Annotated in this window: 19 protein-coding genes; 8 read left to right on the top strand and 11 right to left on the bottom strand. The window is 56.3% G+C overall.

Going from position 1 to position 18519, the window contains the following annotated elements; all coding sequences use genetic code 11:
* Positions 1 to 156 precede the first annotated feature (156 nt).
* The 3 genes from PQU98_RS03740 to purL all read right to left on the bottom strand — a co-directional run bounded on the left by PQU98_RS03740 (position 157) and on the right by purL (position 3710).
* Positions 157 to 1071: an aldo-keto reductase family protein gene (locus PQU98_RS03740; RefSeq protein ID WP_272743537.1), complete on the bottom strand. Its 915-nt coding sequence runs from the start codon at positions 1069 to 1071 to the stop codon at positions 157 to 159.
* A 13-nt stretch (positions 1072 to 1084) separates the two neighbouring features.
* Entirely contained in the window at positions 1085 to 1315 is a 231-nt protein-coding gene (locus tag PQU98_RS03735) for a BolA/IbaG family iron-sulfur metabolism protein (protein WP_272743536.1), read from the bottom strand.
* Positions 1316 to 1487: 172 nt separating this feature from the next.
* Complete coding sequence (purL, locus tag PQU98_RS03730) at positions 1488 to 3710, bottom strand: phosphoribosylformylglycinamidine synthase subunit PurL (RefSeq protein ID WP_272743535.1); 2223 nt, start codon at positions 3708 to 3710, stop codon at positions 1488 to 1490.
* A gap of 216 nt (positions 3711 to 3926) precedes the next feature.
* On the opposite strand from purL, the gene PQU98_RS03725 reads away from it, so the two are divergent.
* Together PQU98_RS03725 and PQU98_RS03720 are read left to right on the top strand one after the other, a co-directional pair.
* Positions 3927 to 4673 (top strand): hypothetical protein, encoded by a 747-nt coding sequence (locus tag PQU98_RS03725; protein ID WP_272743534.1) that lies wholly within the window; start codon positions 3927 to 3929, stop codon positions 4671 to 4673.
* 10 nt (positions 4674 to 4683) lie between these two features.
* The gene (locus tag PQU98_RS03720; protein ID WP_272743533.1) at positions 4684 to 5361 is read left to right on the top strand and encodes a hypothetical protein; all 678 of its coding nucleotides are present in this window, start codon (positions 4684 to 4686) and stop codon (positions 5359 to 5361) included.
* 2 nt (positions 5362 to 5363) lie between these two features.
* On the opposite strand, the gene purQ is transcribed toward PQU98_RS03720, so the two are convergent.
* The 3 genes from purQ to purC form a co-directional block, all read right to left on the bottom strand.
* A complete protein-coding gene (purQ, locus tag PQU98_RS03715) occupies positions 5364 to 6038 on the bottom strand; it encodes a phosphoribosylformylglycinamidine synthase subunit PurQ (RefSeq protein ID WP_272743532.1) in 675 nt (224 codons plus the stop codon).
* A gap of 1 nt (position 6039) precedes the next feature.
* A complete protein-coding gene (gene purS, locus PQU98_RS03710) occupies positions 6040 to 6291 on the bottom strand; it encodes a phosphoribosylformylglycinamidine synthase subunit PurS (protein WP_272743531.1) in 252 nt (83 codons plus the stop codon).
* 148 nt (positions 6292 to 6439) lie between these two features.
* On the bottom strand, positions 6440 to 7204 hold the full coding sequence (gene purC, locus PQU98_RS03705; RefSeq protein WP_272743530.1) for a phosphoribosylaminoimidazolesuccinocarboxamide synthase: 765 nt from the start codon (positions 7202 to 7204) through the stop codon (positions 6440 to 6442).
* A gap of 261 nt (positions 7205 to 7465) precedes the next feature.
* On the opposite strand from purC, the gene PQU98_RS03700 reads away from it, so the two are divergent.
* Entirely contained in the window at positions 7466 to 7789 is a 324-nt protein-coding gene (locus PQU98_RS03700) for a DUF1476 domain-containing protein (RefSeq protein ID WP_272743529.1), read from the top strand.
* A 71-nt stretch (positions 7790 to 7860) separates the two neighbouring features.
* Here PQU98_RS03700 and PQU98_RS03695 read toward each other — a convergent pair whose 3' ends face one another.
* From PQU98_RS03695 to purB, 3 genes are all read right to left on the bottom strand, one after another.
* A complete protein-coding gene (locus PQU98_RS03695; RefSeq protein WP_272743528.1) occupies positions 7861 to 8580 on the bottom strand; it encodes a hypothetical protein in 720 nt (239 codons plus the stop codon).
* An 86-nt stretch (positions 8581 to 8666) separates the two neighbouring features.
* On the bottom strand, positions 8667 to 9368 hold the full coding sequence (locus PQU98_RS03690) for a 2OG-Fe(II) oxygenase family protein (protein ID WP_272743527.1): 702 nt from the start codon (positions 9366 to 9368) through the stop codon (positions 8667 to 8669).
* A 146-nt stretch (positions 9369 to 9514) separates the two neighbouring features.
* Complete coding sequence (gene purB, locus PQU98_RS03685) at positions 9515 to 10819, bottom strand: adenylosuccinate lyase (RefSeq protein ID WP_272743526.1); 1305 nt, start codon at positions 10817 to 10819, stop codon at positions 9515 to 9517.
* Positions 10820 to 10966: 147 nt separating this feature from the next.
* On the opposite strand from purB, the gene PQU98_RS03680 reads away from it, so the two are divergent.
* From PQU98_RS03680 to PQU98_RS03660, 5 genes are all read left to right on the top strand, one after another.
* Complete coding sequence (locus PQU98_RS03680) at positions 10967 to 12895, top strand: glycoside hydrolase family 9 protein (RefSeq protein WP_272743525.1); 1929 nt, start codon at positions 10967 to 10969, stop codon at positions 12893 to 12895.
* Between the two features lie 254 nt (positions 12896 to 13149).
* Positions 13150 to 14436, top strand: coding sequence for a peptidoglycan-binding domain-containing protein (locus PQU98_RS03675; protein ID WP_272743524.1), 1287 nt, complete (start codon positions 13150 to 13152; stop codon positions 14434 to 14436).
* 87 nt (positions 14437 to 14523) lie between these two features.
* The gene (gene msrP / locus PQU98_RS03670) at positions 14524 to 15492 is read left to right on the top strand and encodes a protein-methionine-sulfoxide reductase catalytic subunit MsrP (protein ID WP_272743523.1); all 969 of its coding nucleotides are present in this window, start codon (positions 14524 to 14526) and stop codon (positions 15490 to 15492) included.
* Positions 15493 to 15495: 3 nt separating this feature from the next.
* Entirely contained in the window at positions 15496 to 16098 is a 603-nt protein-coding gene (gene msrQ / locus PQU98_RS03665; RefSeq protein ID WP_272743522.1) for a protein-methionine-sulfoxide reductase heme-binding subunit MsrQ, read from the top strand.
* 158 nt (positions 16099 to 16256) lie between these two features.
* Positions 16257 to 17570, top strand: coding sequence for a hypothetical protein (locus PQU98_RS03660; RefSeq protein WP_272743521.1), 1314 nt, complete (start codon positions 16257 to 16259; stop codon positions 17568 to 17570).
* A gap of 163 nt (positions 17571 to 17733) precedes the next feature.
* On the opposite strand, the gene PQU98_RS03655 is transcribed toward PQU98_RS03660, so the two are convergent.
* Complete coding sequence (locus PQU98_RS03655; RefSeq protein WP_272743520.1) at positions 17734 to 17898, bottom strand: JAB domain-containing protein; 165 nt, start codon at positions 17896 to 17898, stop codon at positions 17734 to 17736.
* 162 nt (positions 17899 to 18060) lie between these two features.
* The gene (locus PQU98_RS03650; protein ID WP_272743519.1) at positions 18061 to 18495 is read right to left on the bottom strand and encodes a DUF1810 domain-containing protein; all 435 of its coding nucleotides are present in this window, start codon (positions 18493 to 18495) and stop codon (positions 18061 to 18063) included.
* Positions 18496 to 18519 lie beyond the last annotated feature (24 nt).

Genomic DNA, 18519 nt, shown 5'->3' with positions numbered 1-18519 from the left:
TCAGGCTCCGCATAAATGTATGACTTCGATATAGGCGTGTGGCGGATGGAAATCCAGAGCGGAATGATTTTTGTGGAAATCATTCCGCTCAAGCCGCCATTGAGGCGGTGGCCAAGGTGGCATAGCCACCGCCCGGCGAGGGACTAAGATAAGTATCTAAGCCTTTACGCGGTTTTTCGGGCCATGCTCGGTAAAGCGGGCCATTTCGATCTGGGCCGGGACGGAGGAGGGCATGTGGCGTTCGGGCACCTGGGCCAGCAGTTCCAGTTGGTCCACCGACTTTGGCTCGATCAGCACGCAGGAAATAGCCGTCTGGTGCAGAGCATAAGATAAGCAGAGTTCCTCCGCCGTCCAGTCCGGGGTCTGGTGCAAAAAGGCATAGGTGCCGGCGCCGGTCAGCGGGTTTTCAGGCTTCTTAAAGAACCACGATTTCTTGCCATCCGCCGGCATGAGATCGGAGGCTTTTTTATAGGCATCGGGGTAGTAGTCGCGGGCCAAAACGCACATATCGCTGGCCACCGCCTTATCCATCAGGTTGCGTTTATCCCATGAAGTGTCGAGGTCAAAGCGGGTATCAATGACGTTGAAATCTCCGCTCATGATCACTTCGTCCATGTCGGCGACATCGACAGTGGCGCAGGTGTAACGCAGCATACGGGCTTCTTTGAGGCTCCTCAAAAAGGCGCGGCTGTCTTCGGGCAGGACGTAGTTGATGGGCCGCTCAAAGGCCAGCATGTCGAGCCACATCAGGCCGGACTCCTTGATGGCTCCTTTCAGGCGAGATCTGAGAGGTGTCAGTTCATAGCTGGTGGCCGGGCCGTCAATCGTGCGGCCGTGCGCGGTGCAGCCGATAAACAACAGCTTACGATCGACGACGGAAAATACCTCAGCCGCCAGTTTGAGCAACTCAAGATCGGTGGTGTCGAAATGGAAGGTATTGATGCCGTTTTCGAGCGCCGCCGTCATCAGAGCTGAGGCGGTATTGCGGTTTTTATTGAACGTGTCCCAACTCAGGCGCAGGCCTACGGTTGATAGCGCCATGCCGGAACGTCCAAAGGGGCGGTATCGCATCGCGCGCGCTCCGTCAGGGGGCGCGGGTCTCTAGCGCCAGGGCGTGAATTTCCCCCCCGACGCGACCCTTTAGTGCGGCATAGACGCTTTGGTGCTGCTTGACCTTTGAGAGGCCCGCAAACGACGCGTCGGCAATAATCGCCTTATAGTGATCGCCATCACCCGCCAGATCGACAACCTCGATCTGCGCGTGCGGGAACGCGTCTTTCAAAAGGGTTTCAAGGTCGCTCTGGGCAATGGGCATGATGGGACTCAAAGGCAATGAACATGAAAATCTTAGCCTTGCGGTTATGACCCGAAGGTTAACAAGCTGGTTAAGCTTACGGCGAAAATGGGGGCAGGGGCCAATATTTCAACCATCCGCAACCTGATTTAAAATCAAGGGTTGTGTATTGGGTTTGGTTCAGCTTTTGCGCTTAAGTGGCCGCGCCCATATAGGCCGGCAGCCACGCTTCATTGGCGGCTTTAAGCGACGACAGGCTTAGGCACAGGCCCTTGAAGCACAGGTCTGAGCCGGTCGCGAGACCCACCACCTGCGCCGGTACGCCCGCTTCGGCGGCCTGCGCCAGCAAGGTATGAGCGGATGCGTCTTCCACGCCAACCAGATAGCGGGCCTGATCTTCGGCAAAGGCAAACACATGGTCGTCGAGGTCGCTCGGGTTCTTAAGCTCGATCCCGACCTTAGATGCTAGTCCCATTTCAAGAGTCGCGATCAAAAGGCCACCGTCGCTGAGGTCATGCACAGCGCTGACGGATTTGGACTTGATCAGGTCACGCACGAAGTCGCCGTTACGCTTTTCAACCTTGAGATTGACCTTGGGCGGGGCACCGGCTTCGATGCCGTGGACTTCGCGCAAGTAAATGGAAGAGCCCAGTTCGCCGACGGTTGCCCCGATCAGCACCAGAACCTGACCGGCTTTCAGGCCATTAAAGCCCGCGCGTTGATCATAGTCTTTCAGCAGGCCGACCGCGCCGACGGTCGGGGTAGGCGGAATGGAAACGCCATTGGTTTCGTTGTAGAGCGAGACATTGCCCGATACGACCGGGAAGGCCAGCTCGCGGCAGGCCTCGGCCATGCCGTCAATGGCGCGCACGATCTGGCCCATAGTCTCAGGCTTTTCGGGGCTGCCGAAGTTGAGGTTGTCGGTGATGGCGATCGGATCAGCCCCCACAGCGGTCAGGTTGCGCCACGCTTCGGCCACGGCCTGCTTGCCGCCTTCATAGGGGTTGGCCTTGACATAGCGCGGGGTGCAGTCGGACGTGACCGCCAGCGCCTTTTTCGTGCCGTGAACGCGGACCATACCGGCATCGTGGCCGGTCGAAGAATCGGAGAGGGTGTCGGCCATGACGTGACGGTCATACTGCTCCCACAGCCAGCGCTTTGACGACATGTCAGGGCTGGAAATAATGGTCAGCAGGGCGTCATTGAGGTTGGCCGGGGCGGGGATATCCGCCAGGTTAAGTTCCGGCTCGCACGTAGGCTCAACCCACGGACGGTCATAGAGCGGCGCATCGTCCGAGAGCGGGGCCAGCGGCAGGTCGCACACCACTTCGCCCTTATGGGTCAGCACAATATGACCGGACGTATTGGTTTCACCAATGACGGCGGCATCAAGGCCCCATTTTTCAAACACGCGGTAGCCATCGGCTTCGCGGCCGGGCTTGAGGATGGCCAGCATGCGCTCCTGCGATTCCGACAACATCATCTCATAGGCCGACATGTTTTCTTCGCGCTGTGGCACCTTATCGAGGTCGAGCGTGATCCCAAGCCCGCCCTTACCGGCCATTTCGACCGATGATGAGGTAAGGCCCGCGGCCCCCATGTCCTGAATGGCGGCCACAGCACCAGTCGCCATAAGCTCAAGTGTTGCTTCGATCAGCAGCTTTTCGGCAAACGGATCGCCAACCTGAACGGTCGGGCGTTTTTCCTCGGAATCCTCAGTGAACTCAGCCGACGACATGGTGGCGCCGTGGATGCCGTCGCGGCCGGTCTTGGAGCCGAAATAGACGACCGGCAGACCGGGTTCAGGCGCAGCGGAATAGAAAATCTTATCGGCATCGGCCAGGCCTACGCACATGGCGTTGACCAGCACATTGCCGTTATAGCCCGCATGGAAATTGGTCTCACCGGCAACCGTGGGCACGCCGACGCAATTGCCATAGCCGCCGATACCGGCGACCACGCCTTCGACGATGCGCTTGGTTTTGGGATGGTCAGGCTCACCGAAACGCAGGGCGTTGAGCAGGGCGACCGGGCGCGCGCCCATCGTAAACACGTCGCGCATGATGCCGCCGACGCCGGTCGCCGCCCCCTGATAGGGCTCGATATAGGACGGGTGGTTGTGCGATTCCATTTTAAATATGCACGCCTGACCGTCATCAATGTCGATGACGCCGGCGTTTTCGCCCGGCCCGCAGATGACGCGATCACCGGTGACCGGAAACTTCTTCAGGTGCAGACGCGAGGATTTATAGGAGCAATGCTCCGACCACATGACCGAAAATACGCCCAGTTCGACATAGTTCGGTTCGCGCCCCAGCCGGTCGAGAATGACCTGATATTCATCAGGCTTCAGACCAAATTCGGCGGCCAATTGCATCATGGTTTTGGGGGCGGGGGAAGGAGATGTCGTGCTCATGGGCGGTCTCTAGCGGATTCTTATCACCATGTCACCATGTCAGCCGGAGAGAAACCTTGGGAGGGCACAACAACTTTGCTTTGGAAAAATAATCGGGGAGGTTGCCAGATGCCACATTTAACAATAATAAGGAACCCATAAAGGTCTGTATCCGGGTATGTGGCGGGGGGTAGGTCTTTGTTATTATTGGATCGTCACAAAATATTGGGGGCTATTATGAAGCGTTTAATGGGATCACTTCTGGTTGTTGGCTTGCTGGGTGGCTGTGCAAGCCCTTACCGGCCCGTGCCTTTCGATCAGGCGACATCCGGGATATCAAAAATTCAGGTGGTCGAAGATGCGATACCGGCCAAAACCGGCGTTCGCAAACTGGCTACCAACGGCCAAAATATGGCCGCTGCCACCAGCGGCCTTGGTTTGGCAGGGCTTGTTGTGGGGATGGCGGCTGCGGGTATTGAAGCCGGTATCGCCAACAACCAAAACGGCAAGATCAACACAGTTTTAGAGTCGCAAAAGTTTGATGGTGAAGCGATTTTCGACGAAGCTTTTGAAGCGTCCTTAAAGGGGCTGAATTACGAAGTCTCAAGCTTCAAGGCAGAGCGTGATACCAGCCGCAGCCTCGTGGCCGTAACGCCGCAAGCCAACGCTCCGGACGGAAGCGCTGTGCTCGATGTCGCTGGTGTAGCCTACGGTTACCAGCAGGTCGGCGGCACGAAGTGGCGGCCCTACGTCGTGATTTTGGTCAGAATGGTCGACAGCAAAGACCCTAAAAAAATCCTGCTCGACAATCGCGTCGAATATAATGCGGTGGCCCCCGTGCCCTTGACGGTTAATGTCCCCGGAAATCCCGACTATGCCTTTGATAAGGTCGAGGATATTGAAGCCGATCCGGCCAAGGCCACCGAGGGTCTGAGAATTGCTCTCGTTGAATCGGCGCGGGCGACGGCGCAACTCCTGAAATAGGGGCCATCCCATGCGTAACTTAAAATGGTCTTTTGGCCTTTTGACGGCTGTTTTGGTGTCGGCTTGCGCCTCCACGCCGCCTCCGCCGCCATCCGTAGCGGTTCTGACCCTGTCGGGCGAGGGCTGTGTGGCGGCCCCCTTGCTCACGGATGCGGTGTCCTTAACGCCTGAGAAAAAGAAGGCCTATTACACGGTTTCTACCCTGATCAATGAGGTCAGGCCGTGCTTGACTGCGGATACCGAGGTTAGCCGCTATGTTGTCTATGCCTTGCCCCTGAGTGCGGAAAACCACACCGTGTCCGTTGGCGGCAGGCAAGAGGCTATAAGGACGTTTGCTCCGTCGGTTCGGCTTTTAGATGCGGACGGTAAAACCACACGTCAGTTTGCTGATGATCGCTTTGCGGTTCTCGGCAATATCGTGGGGGTTCAGTTTCGTCCTCTGCCTCATGAACGATATATATTGGTGCAATCGAATCCAAAGCTTGTGGGTAAAAGTGTCAATACGCTCGAGACGCGTATCGGAACAAATCACGGCTACGCGTTAAATCCGGCGACGGGCTATGGCTCCAGCTACCAAACTCAGCATGGCATTGAAAATACGGTGAATCGCGTATTCTCGCACGAGGGTTTTGTCGATGTCACGGTGCAGGCCGCGACGGGCATGATCGGGTTGCCAAACGAGAAATAACGTTACGCAGCCACCCGTTCCATCAGGCTGCGGAATAAGATAGCCCCATCGTCTGATCCCAGTTCAGCTTCGAATGCGCGGTCAGGGTGGGGCATCATGCCCAGCACATTGCCGCGTTCATTCATCAGGCCTGCGATGTCATTGGCTGAGCCATTGGGGTTTTCGACATAGCGGAAAACGACCTGACCGTTGCCCTCAATGGCATTGAGTGTGTCGGCATCGGCCACGAAATTACCGTCAGCGTTGCCTTGCGTCATCCACACGCTTTTGCCGGGGGTAAAGCCCTGGGTGAAGGCGGTGTTGTGGTTTTCGACCTTAAGCTCGATCGGCTTGCAGATATATTTCAGGGTGTTGTTGCGCATCAGGGCACCGGGCAGGAGGCCGGATTCGCACAGGATCTGGAAACCGTTGCAGATGCCGATAACATTGACGCCACGCTCAGCCGCCTTGACGACCTCAGCCATCACCGGCGATAGAGATGCCATAGCGCCGCAACGCAGGTAATCGCCATAGGAAAAGCCACCGGGGACTACGATCAGATCGAGGCCAGAGGGCAGGGCGGTGTCCTGATGCCAGACCATATCGACATGGCCGCCAGTTGAGCGCTCAACAGCCACCTTGCAGTCGCGGTCGCAGTTAGAGCCGGGGAATACGAGTACGGCGGCCTTAAACGACATCTTACGCCACCTCAATGGTATAGGATTCGATGACGGTATTGGCCAGCAGCTTATCGCACATGTCCTTGACCTGAGCCTTGGCCTCTTCGGCGGTGGTGGCCGCGACATCAAACTCCAGCACCTTGCCGACGCGGACGTGGGATACATTCGCCCAGCCCTGAACGGTCGACAGACCATTGAGGGCGCCCTCAACCGCCTTGCCCTGAACGTCCAGAACGCCGGGTTTCAGGAATACGTGAACTTTAGCTTTCATAATTTTCACTTCATCTAATAATCAAAGCGAAAATTTTCGAAGGGCCGCCCCAAGAAAATTTTCTTAATATCGAAACGTAAGAAAGTACACCGAGGCCGCTCTCAACAAGCGAAGCGTTAGAGCAACGCTTTGGGGCCGAGGGACTTTCTTACGAGGTGATTCCACCTTCGATCACCTTGGGCATATCGCCCATGATGCCGAGGCGTTTGGCGACTTCGGCATAGGATTCGATGACATTGCCGAGATCGCGGCGGAAGCGGTCCTTGTCCAGCTTATCGCCGGTCTGGGCGTCCCACAGACGGCACGAGTCAGGGCTGATTTCGTCGGCCAGAATAACGCGCGAGAACTCACCTTCAAACAGGCGGCCATATTCGATCTTGAAATCGACCAGGGTGATGCCGACCGCAGCAAACATGCCTGACAGGAAATCGTTGACTCGCAGGGTCATAGCCAGGATTTCGTCGATTTCCTGAGTGTTGGCCCAGTTAAACGCCGTGACATGCTCTTCGGTGACCATCGGATCTTCGAGGGCGTCGTTCTTATAGTAGAATTCGATGATCGAACGCGGCAGTTGCTGGCCTTCCGGCAGGCCAAAGCGCTTGGCCATGCTGCCTGCGACCACATTACGGCACACCACCTCAAGCGGGATGATCTCGACTTCGCGGATCAGTTGCTCACGCAGGTTGAGGCGTTTGATGAAGTGGTTCTGAACGCCGATATTGTTCAGCTTGGTCATCACAAATTCGGAGATGCGGTTATTGATGACACCCTTGCCGTCCAGAACCGCCTTTTTCTGGGCGTTGAAGGCGGTGGCATCGTCCTTGAAATACTGCACCAGTGTGCCGGGCTCAGGGCCCTCATAAAGGATCTTGGCCTTGCCTTCGTAGATTTTCTTACGGCTTTTGGTGGTCATCACCATCTCCAGTCAAACTAAGAAAGGCGGCGTGGTCAGCAAAAACACCAAAACCCTGATGATAGAAAACATCAGGGGGCGGAGCAGGATTTGCCGTCTGAAACTGCCTTTCGGATACCTTGGGATAAGGCCTGTACATCATATCTGATGCGTGTAGTGGCTGCAAATAATCAAAAACTTTTACGATGTAAATGACGGTTTCGATTGCACGCCGGAATAAGCCGCATTAAAGCTTAAAAGCACTATAGAGGTTTTTACCAGATGACTACGTTTGAAGATCGTTCCAAGGGCTTTGAAAACCAGTTCGCCCACAGTGAGGAACTGGAATTTAAGGCTGCTGCCCGCCGCAACCGCATGGTGGGTCTTTGGGCCGGTGAAAAAATGGGCCTGACAGGCCAAATCCTTGAAGACTATGCTAAGGCCGTCGTGCGCGCTGACTTTGAGCAGCCCGGCGAAGAAGATGTGATCCGCAAGGTTTTAGGTGATCTTAAGGCGTCGAACCTGTCGGTCAGCGAATCAGAAGTTCGCACTAAGGTTGCCGAATATCACGCTCAGGCCCGCGAAGCTTTGAAGGGCGAGCAATAAATCCATACGTCTTTGCAAGACACAAAAAAGGCGGCGCTGGTATGCGCCGCCTTTTTTATTGTCGTTGTCGATTACACGCGCCAGTGAATGAAATTAAACACAAAGGCCGAGGTCATCAAAAGGCAGATCAGCGACGCCACCCAGGTCCACGACACGACCTGAAGGATGCGGGCCTCATGAAAGGCGGCCGGGCGGGCCACATGGGTGAAGTCCAGAAAATATTTGCCGGACTTGCGGCGGCGGCTGGATGATGAGCGACGACGCGGGGCGTCTTCGGCGGGCAAAGTCTCGACCATGTCTTCATCATGCTCGCCCAGGTGATCGATACGGGCGGGCTCTGAGCGGCGGGTGCGCGGGATCAGGTAATCACCGTTGGAATCCAGATGGACCGAATGTTCGTTCAGCACCTTATATTGGCCTTCATAGGGCATGAAGTCGATATCACCGAACAGAGGTTTCAGGCGCTGTTCAAAGTGACGAAGCTGGTTCTTGATGGTGCGGGCATATTCGGCATTGCGCGTATCGATCGCCATCGTGCGGCGGGCATAGTTGAAGCCCATATAACAAAAGCCGAGTGCAAAGGTGAACCATATGATCCGGTAGCCCACATCCGGCACCGAGAACGGGTAGGTCGGGGCAATCAGTTGCATGACCGACAGGGCAAAGCCTGCCATCAGCCCAAGCTGAAAGGGCATGAAGCGGCGCAGTCGCTCCTGCTTTAAGTTATCATGAAAGACATGAAGGTCGACAAGCTTGCTCCACATCGTAAGCGTGGCGGATTGCGGTTCCATCTGAGTACGCCTTTTTCTGTATTATTTCGGCTCAACTAAAAGCTGAGGTCGGAACAAAAGCAAAAGGCGTGCCGTTTAATATTGATCTATTCAAACCGGCCGGAAACCGCAAAGCGCGGGGCACCGGCAAAGGCGGCGACGCTGTTGATGGAGCGTGGCTGTTCGCCGCTGTAGAGGCTTAAGTCATTCATGCGGGGCATGATGCCGCCTTCGATATCGCCGGACGGCGAATGAAACAGGATCTGACCACCCCAGTCCGAGCGCCAGTCGTGGGTGAAGTTCCATTCAAAACTGAGCGCTGCGCCGGAATCCTGGTGCATGGTGAAAAAATCACCGGGGCGATAGGCGGTGGCAATCAAAGACCGCAGTTTCAACCCGCTGAGGCCCGTCAGGTTTTCACAAAACGCCGCAAACTCTGCCGACCAGATCAGGCGGGTGAGATCAAGCAGCGGATGGCCTTCGTCCAGATTTTCAATGGCCGCTTTCGACGTCAGGTCATAACCGAGGTGCAGATAGGACAGGCCGGTCTGGGCGCGTTCCGCCGCCGCCGACAGGCGATCCTGAATGGCCATGTCGTTCAGTTCCGACAATTCGGTGCGTGAAATCACATCGGGCTCACCTTGGGCCGACATCAGGTGCAACTCCCACGCTGTTTGCTGCTCCAGCGCGTGATGCACCTGCAGGGCGTCTTCGCTGTCGAGCGCGCCTTCGAGGCGGATACGGCCCTTGGAGGCAAAGCGGCTCTGGTAACCGGCAAAATCGAAAGCGTCGTTAAGGGCGAGGGACATGGTGTACTCCAAAGCACCTCCCCTGATATCAGGGGAGGGTGGATCGGCGCGAAGCGGCGAGACGGGTGGGGTTACTGCCGCTGGATTAACCCCCCTCCGGCTTTTAGCCGGTGTCCCCCCTGATATCAGGGGGGAGGCTTTACCTTTTACGCCCCAAACACGCGGGCAAAGATCGTATCGACATGCTTGGTGTGGTAACCGATATCAAAGAACGGCTCCAGTTCGGCACGGGTGAAGAATTTCGAGACATCTTCGTCGGCCGACAGGAAATCGAGGAAGTTGCCTTCGCCGCGCCAGACCTTCATGGCGTTGCGCTGAACGGCCGAATAGCTGTCTTCGCGCGACATGCCTTTTTGGGTCATGGCCAGCATCACGCGCTGCGAATAGACCAGACCGCCCAGGCGATCGATATTTTTCTGCATATTTTCCGGATAGATCAGCAGGTTATCGACCACATTGGTCAGACGGCGCAGGGCAAAATCCAGATGGACGCAGGCATCCGGCGCGATGCCGCGTTCGACCGAGGAGTGGCTGATATCGCGCTCATGCCACAGGGCGACGTTTTCCATGGCGGGCACGACGGCGGAGCGCACCAGACGGGCCAAGCCGGTCAGGTTTTCAGTCAGCACCGGATTGCGCTTATGTGGCATGGCCGATGAGCCTTTTTGGCCGGCGGAGAAAAATTCTTCGACCTCAAGCACTTCGGTGCGTTGCAGGTGACGGATTTCGGTCGCCAGACGCTCAACCGAGGACGCAACCACGCCCAAAGCGGCAAAGAACGCGGCATGTCGATCGCGCGGGATGACTTGCGTCGATACCGGCTCGATGCTCAGGCCCATCTTATCGGCGACATAGGCTTCGACATCGGGGGAGACGTTGGCAAAGGTGCCGACGGCACCGGAAATGGCGCAGGTCGAGATTTCTTCGCGGGCGATTTCGAGGCGCTTACGGGCGCGCACGAACTCAGCGTAGTAACCGGCCAGTTTCAGGCCAAAGGTGACGGGCTCGGCATGGATGCCATGTGAGCGGCCCACGGTCGGGGTGAATTTATGCTCCAGCGCGCGTTTCTTAATCGCCGCCAGCAGCAGATCGACATCTTCGATCAGCAGATCAGCCGAGCGCTGAAGCTGAACTGCGAAACAGGTATCGAGCACATCCGATGACGTCATGCCCTGATGCAGGAAACGGGCTTCGGGGCCAACGATTTCCGACACGTGGGTCAGAAACGCGATGACGTCGTGCTTTACAGTGCGCTCGATCTCATCGATCCGGTCGGAATCAAAAGCGGCGTCCTTGCCCTTGGCCCACAGGGTCTCAGCCGCCTCAGTCGGGATCACGCCCAGTTCGGCCATCTTGGTGGCGGCGTGGGCTTCGATCTCGAACCAGATTTTATACTTGGTGGCCGGGTCCCAGATGATGGTGGCGTCTTTGCGGGCGTAACGGGGGATCATGGCGGGCATCCGATTTTGGGGGACAGAAAATATGCGGTTCTGTTGGGCGGATGCGGGCGCTGAGTCAAGATTTAAATGTACTTTTGGGGATTGACGGGGTTAGCTAGGGCTAACGAAAGATAACGCTAACATCAGGGAAGATCAGTCATGGCTAAACGTGTTTTGACGTCGGTCATCGGTATGGGGTTAGCCCTTATTGTGTCGGCCTGCGCTGGTTTTTACGGCGGCGGGGCCGTGGGGCAGCCGCAGTTTCCGAAAGCCTTGCAATACCACTACAAAGAGTTTCCGGCCCTGAACCAGACCGGTTTTTTACCGGTATCGCCCAAGATGGCTATCTATGCCGTGCCGGAAGATGCGCCCGCGCGCAGCGATGTGGCCTATGGCCCTATCGAATGGGTGGTTAAGGATGCGATCAATAAAATAGTCCTGTCCGGTACGTCTGAGCCGTTCGGCCTGAATACCGGATCGGGCAAGGTGGTATACCGGATCGATTTTTCCAGCCTGAAAACACCGGGGCAGGGTTATCTGGTCGGGGTTAAGCAGGGGCAGAGCTATAAGGTCAGCCAACCCTTCGATATCGACCCTAAAGTCTATGACCGCTTGCGCTACGATTCGCTGGCCTTCTTTTATCATCAGCGCGCCAGTGTGGCGATTGAGGCCAAATATGTCGGGGAACGCTGGGCGCGGCCGGTGGCGCACAATCCTGATAAGGCCACCTGCTATGGGCCTAAGGATTTTCGTGGCAATGACTGGGGTGGCTGCCCCTACACGCTCGATGTCTCCAAAGGCTGGTACGACGCGGGCGATCAGGGCAAATATGTCGTCAATGGCGGGATCGCCGTCTGGACGTTGATGAACTGGTATGAGTTCTCAAAGGGCGCTTCTGATTTTGCCGACGGCAAGGTCCACATTCCGGAAAATACTAACGGCATCAATGATCTGCTCGACGAAGTTCGCTTTGAAATGGACTTCATGATGGCCATGCAGGTGCCGGACGGCACGACCCTGAAACTGCCGCGCGGCAACCAGATGAAAACGCTCGATAAACTTCAGTTCAGCACGGTCGATGCGTCGGGCATGGCTCATCATAAGATGCACGATGAGCACTGGACCGCCGTACCCATGCTGCCGCATCTGGATACCGAAAAGCGTTACCTGAGCTATCCGTCAACGACCGCGACGCTTAATCTGGCGGCCACGGCGGCCCAATGTGCGCGCCTGTTCAAAGGTGTCGATGATGCCTATGCCGCCAAATGTCTGATCTCGGCCAAACGGGCGTTCGCGGCTGCGCAAAGATTACCGGATGTGCTGGCCATTGATGTGCTGCAAGGCGGCGGGGGCGGCTATGGCGACCCCAAGGCCACGGATGAGTTTTACTGGGCGGCAGCGGAGCTTTTCATCACCACAGGTGAGGCGGAGTATGAGAAAATCGTGCGGGCATCCCCAGACTATCTGGCCTCGCCCAGCGGTGACGCCCAAGGTAACGGTGATATTTCCTGGGGCTCGGTGCAGGCGCTGGGCACGCTGAGTTTAAGCATCGCGCCCAATATCCCGGCGGATATGCGTGACGGGGCGCGTCAGGCGATTATCAAAACCGCCGACGCCTATGCCGCCCAGACGGCGGGCGAGGGCTATATGATCCCGATGACCCGGCCCTATGTGTGGGGATCGAACGCCGATTTCGCCAACCGCGGCATGATTTTAAGCTACGCGCATAGCTTCACCAAAAATCAGAACTATTTCGATCAATCTATTCATTTGATGGACTATTTGCTGGGCCGTAACCCCAATATGATTTCCTATGTGTCCGGTTATGGCTTAAACGCAATGCAGCACCCGCACCACCGCTTCTGGGCACCGTCGAAGGACAAAACCTTGCCGCCACCGCCACCGGGTGTGCTGGCCGGTGGGCCGCAAAACCGTAATGCGGCTGACCCGGCGCTGAAAGAAATCTTCGCCAACTGCAAGCCGCAGACCTGCTATATCGACCATATCGACAGCTATTCGACCAACGAAGTGGCCATTAACTGGAACGCGCCTTTGTTCTGGTTAGCCGCTTATATTTCTTCAAATTAGTCGCTCAAGCGCCGCTAGGCTCCTCGCCCATGAAGCGTGCTAACGCTTCGCTTTTTGAGCACAAGCGCTCGGGCGGGCGGTCGCCCTTGCCGTTCATCGCGGATGAGCGGAAGTAAAAAGCTGAATAATATCGTTAATTTACCCGCCTGCGGGAGATTAATGTTGGTTAAGTTTGTGTTAATATTCTAAACTGTGCCGCGTTATTCGTGGTAGGATGAGCCGTGGGCACGGCGTTACGGTTTAGGAGATTAAACATGCGCGGTTTGAATATCTCGGTGGCGGTGGCTGCCATCCTTAGCCTGTCCGCTCCGTCGATGCCTGCCTTTGCCGGTGGAGATGATGCGCCGCCCGTAAAGGCCCGTCCCGTCGTTAAAAAGGTCGAAAAGCAGGCCAAAAGGCCGGTACGTGTGGCCGATGTGACGGAAACCGTCAAGGTGACCTCCGGCCCGATGCCGCCGGCGCCGGCGCCCGAACCGGCCAAGGTGCGCGCTGAACTGAAAGAACCTTGCCCGGAAGGCACCAAAGAACATCACGCCCTGCCGACCGACGTGCGCAAGATGGCGCGCGCCGGTCAGTGCTATACGCGCCTGATTAAGCCGCCAGTGACCGAGACCTATCAGGCCAAGGTTGAGGCCACACCTGAGCGCTATGAAACCCGCACCATTCCCGCCGTGACGCGCTGGGTTGAGAAAGACACCGTTATCCGCCCTGAGCGGGTCGAGCGCGTGCGTATCGCCGCCGTTACCCGTCAGGTTCGTGACACCGAGGTGGTAGAAGCGGCCAGCTACCGCGAAGAGATCATCCCCGCCCGTTATGAGTACCGCAAGGAACGCGTCATGGTGCGTGAGGCGCGCGAGGAATGGGTGCTGCAAAAATCGATCGCCCCGAAGGTGGCGGTGATCTCCGCCGGGGACTATCAGCCGGTCGCTTACCGTCAGGATGGCAAGTTGACCTGGCCGGGTAAGGAACAGCCGACCCGCAGCCATGACGGTCACCATAATGATGGCAAAAAGTATCGCAAGGACGCCCGCACGCAGGATGTCTATTGTCTGGAACTGATCCCGGCAGAGTACGACATCGTTGAGCGTAAGGTTGAGATCGAGCCTGAGCGTGTCCGTAAAATCAAAATACCGGCGGTGACCCGTGAGGTGACGCGGACTGAGATCATTGAACCGGAACGCTTTGAAGAGCGTGTCATTCCGGCAGTCTATGGCACCAAAAAAGTTCAGGAAGTGGTCAAAGAGGCCCGCACGGAAAAGATCGTCATCCCCGCGACCTATAGGATGGTGACCAAAACCCGTACCCTAAAGGACGCTGAGCCGGTATGGTCAGAGGTTCTGTGTGAGCGTAACGCGACGCCTGCCAAGATTCGTGAAATCCAGACGGCGCTGAAAAAGCGCGGCTATGATCCGGGCGCGATTGATGGCGTTCTGGGCACCAAGACCGTCACTGCCATGCAGAAATTTCAGGCCGATCAGGGTCTGGCGCAGGGGCAGATTTCGGTCGATGCGGCCAAAGAATTGGGCGTGTCGCTGCATTAAATCCGATGAAGCGGTAACCTGAATCCGGCGACGGGCGTATACACTTACAGTAGTTAGTGTAGGCTTTCGTAAATGCAGGAGGTTACCGTGTTCATCAAACGCATCCGTCCGGGTAATGGCGACATCAGCGAAAACGAGGTCACGCCCAAAGGCGTCTATGATCAGCGCCGCCAGATTATGAAGCTGGGCTTAGGCTTTGGTATAACCGCGGCGGTCGCCGGTTGCGATATGATGGACGGTACGGATGCCGAGGCCGCGCAGGTCAAGGGCAAGCTGGCCTATAAGCCGGGGCCGTTTTCGACCCATGAGAAAAAGACAGAATATGACGCGGTTACCGGCTACAATAACTTCTATGAGTTTGGCACCGATAAGCTCGATCCGGCCAAATATGCCGCCAGCCTGAACACCCGGCCGTGGACGGTGAAAATCGGTGGGCTGTGCGGAAAACCGCAGACGATTGGCATTGAAACCCTTCTGAAAAACGCACTTGAAGAACGTATTTACCGCCTGCGCTGCGTCGAGGGTTGGTCGATGGTTATTCCGTGGATTGGGTTTCCGCTTGCCAGCCTGATCAAGCAGGCTGAGCCCAATTCAAAAGCGAAATATGTTGCGTTTCAGACGGCCGAAAAGCCAAAAGAAATGCGTGGTTTGCGCTCAAATGTTCTCGACTGGCCTTATGTGGAGGGTTTGCGGCTGGACGAAGCGCTCAACCCGCTGGCCTTTCTGGCGGTAGGGTTGTACGGCGATCTTTTGCCCAACCAAAACGGCGCACCGATCCGGCTGGTGGTGCCGTGGAAATATGGTTTTAAGTCGATCAAATCGATCACCGACATCACCTTTACCGAGCGCCAGCCGCCGACTTCGTGGCAGAGGTACGGCGCTAATGAGTACGGCTTCTATTCCAATGTGAACCCGAATGTTGATCATCCGCGCTGGTCGCAGGCCACGGAACGACGCATTGGTGAGTTCCGCCGGCGCGATACCCTGATGTTCAACGGTTACGGTGATCAGGTGGCTGGCATGTACCGCAATATGGACTTGAAGAAGTTTTTCTAAGTCATGGTAAAATCAAATAAAAAAGGCTTTACCTTAGATATCGCTTTTATCTGCCTGTTGTGTCTGCTGCCGCTTCTGTGGCTGATCTGGCGGGGTTATAACGGTGACCTGGGCGTTAATCCGATCGAGACGATTGTGCGCCAGCTTGGGGTGTGGGGCCTGCGATTATTGATTGTCGGTTTGGCCATTACGCCGGTGGCGCGCATCTTCAAACAGCCGCGCCTGATCCGCTGGCGCCGCCCGATCGGCCTTTTTGCCTTTGCCTACATTTTACTGCATCTGACCAGCTATATCGCCGTCGATCAGTATTTCGACTGGGCCGCGATCTGGAAGGATATTGTCAAGCGCCCCTATATCACCTTTGGCATGATCGGGTTTGTGTTGCTGATCCCGCTGGCGCTCACGTCGTTCAATGCGGCGATCAAGGCCATCGGCGGGCGGGTGTGGCGCAACCTGCATAAGCTGATTTATGTCATCGTGCCGCTGGGGGTTTTGCATTATTTCCTGCTGGCCAAGGCCGATAAGACCATGCCGCTGATTTATGGGGCGATCCTGATGGTTCTGTTAGGTTGGCGGTTGTTTGAGGCGGCAAAGCGCCGCCGTTAATCACCCTATTCAAATTGATTTTATCCCTTGGCGCTTGCAAATGCTGGTGTGGGCGGTAAAAGTTTGAAAACTATTGCATTGCAAACTCACCGCCAAACACACGATTACGGGTTTTGTCCTTGGGAAGTCTGATCGCTGCCTTGCTGTTAAGCGCCAATATGGCCAGCTCCGAAATGCCGGTGCGTACCGTCAACTTTACAGACGCGGCCTTTGTCGAACTGGAAGCCAAAGCGTGCGAACCCAGTGGCGATGAGCGTGTCCTGCCGCGTGATCTGGCGATTGCCCAGTTGTTATCACGCTATCCGGTGACGCTGGATGTGACGTTCATGGGGCCACAATCGGTGCCGTTGGGGGAGCGGATAGCCACGACCATCTGCGACGGTGCATCCTGTCAGCCTGCTGAGGCGTCACTGGCGCAACTTCGTAATGCCGCCTCGCGTATGCTGAGCGTGCGTGAGGGGCGGGGCTTTAAGCTGGAATGGAAAGCCAACTGGCCGGAACCCGAAGGCGATATCGCCCGTATAGCTGCCTTTTATGATCCGAATAATGCGGGCTATGTCCTGACCTGCACGACCCCGCCGCCGCCGCCGGTGGTGGCTGAGGTCACGCCGCCAACCGTCACGGAAAAGACCCTGCCCGCCATTCAGGAAAAGCGCAGTTTCCTGTCACGGTTCAGGATCGCGTCAAACGTTAGCCAAACCGAAAAAGAGAAATATTCTCAACGTGATCCGGCCAGAATCTCATATTACAAAAGCGCTTCGGACAAGTCAGCGATCGTCAATATCCGCGCCGCGATTGCCGCGCCTGATATAGCCCAGTGGGGCGATGAAGCCGACGCAACCAAGACCTCGGGCAATATCCGTCCGTTCGTGGCCTATGAGCGGGTCACCCACTGGAACCGTTATAGCGAAGTCAATAACCTTGATTTCGGTATCCGCAGCCGTTTCCGCTTTGCCGATGATGAGGCCGAACATGCCTATATCGGCAATCTGACGGCGGCCTGGCAGTCTGATGATGAATTCCAGTCGTCTCTGACGCGTTTTGAGGCCTCGCTAAAGCCGCCAGTGCAATACTGGCTCTATGGCGATAGTGACCCCAAGCGCGAATACTGCGTATGGTGCCAGAACGCCAACATGACCATTGTGGCGGACTATGTCGGCATTGATGATCCCGGCGATAAGGTCACGCTGAATAACGTTAAGCAATATGGCCGGTTGGGATATGATATTGAATGGGGTGTGCGCCTTAAACGGCCGGCGGGGTTGCCGACCTTTGGCATGAATATGCAATATAGCGCCCGCGAAGATGTGACCTCAAACCGTGCCAGTGCCGACCGGCTGGGGGCGCGGGCTATGTATTATCCCACCGACACCAGCCATTTCGCGTTTGGGCTTGAGTACGACCGCGGCAAGGATTTGACGTCGCTGGTCGAACTGGATCGCTGGATGATCACCTGGGGGTACAGGCAGTAAGGGGGGGGGGGAGCCTCCCCTCTTGGAGGGGAGGGGGACCATCAAGCACGCAGGGCGTAGATGGTGGTGGGGTAAGTTGACGCAAGCCAGAAAATTTACCCCCTCTTTCATTTAAGCTCAGCTTAAATGAAAGCTCCCCCTGCAACAGGGGGAGTTCTTAGGTTCAGATCGACCCGATCTGTTTCATGCTGGCGACGCCCTCGCGGCCCACAATCAGGTGATCGTGGACGGTGATCTTGAGCGGCTTTCCGGCGGCGATGATGGCCTTGGTCATATCGATGTCGCCCTGCGAGGGCATGGGGTCGCCACTGGGGTGATTGTGGATCATCCTACTTTAAAAATAGAGAGTTGATTTAAAAGGGGAAAAATTCCTCGACCTATTTTCAGGGGGTGTTTATGAGGATAGGTAAGTGTCGGGTTGTAGGTCATTCTGGCACCCAAACCGAATAGCTCTCCTAACCTACCGCGTTTTGATCTCTTTCATACTGACTTATTTTGAAGCCAAAATTTTTAGAGTTCGCTGATCCGCCTCGCCACTGCACCACTTGTCGAGAGCCTCGTGGAAAATGAATTCCCGGCTGTTTGCCGCAACTTCGAACAGTGTCATCGATGAGCGAAATTTCAGATCATCTGGCGATCCGAGTAAGTGCTTAAGGGATGGGGCTGGGGCCTCGATGGCTAGTCGTGTTGATTCGTACAGTCGTCGACCCAGTACGGGGTGAGCAAGGTAGGCTTCGGCCTCTAATAGCGAAGTGATGCCAAAATGCGTCGCCATACTGGAAAAGCTCAAGCCTGCCAGTTGCGGAAATATGTACCACATCCAATGTGTGCGCTTGCGTCCGGCGGCGAGTTCCGACGTGACCTGATCGTACACTGTCTCCTGGGCCTCGACGAACCGTTCGAGTCGAAACGGATCGTCGACCATTAGAACAGATCGCCTTGGCCGGAA

Source organism: Asticcacaulis machinosus (assembly GCF_028550435.1).
Lineage (GTDB): Bacteria > Pseudomonadota > Alphaproteobacteria > Caulobacterales > Caulobacteraceae > Asticcacaulis > Asticcacaulis machinosus.
This window is presented reverse-complemented; position numbering and strand designations above follow the sequence as displayed.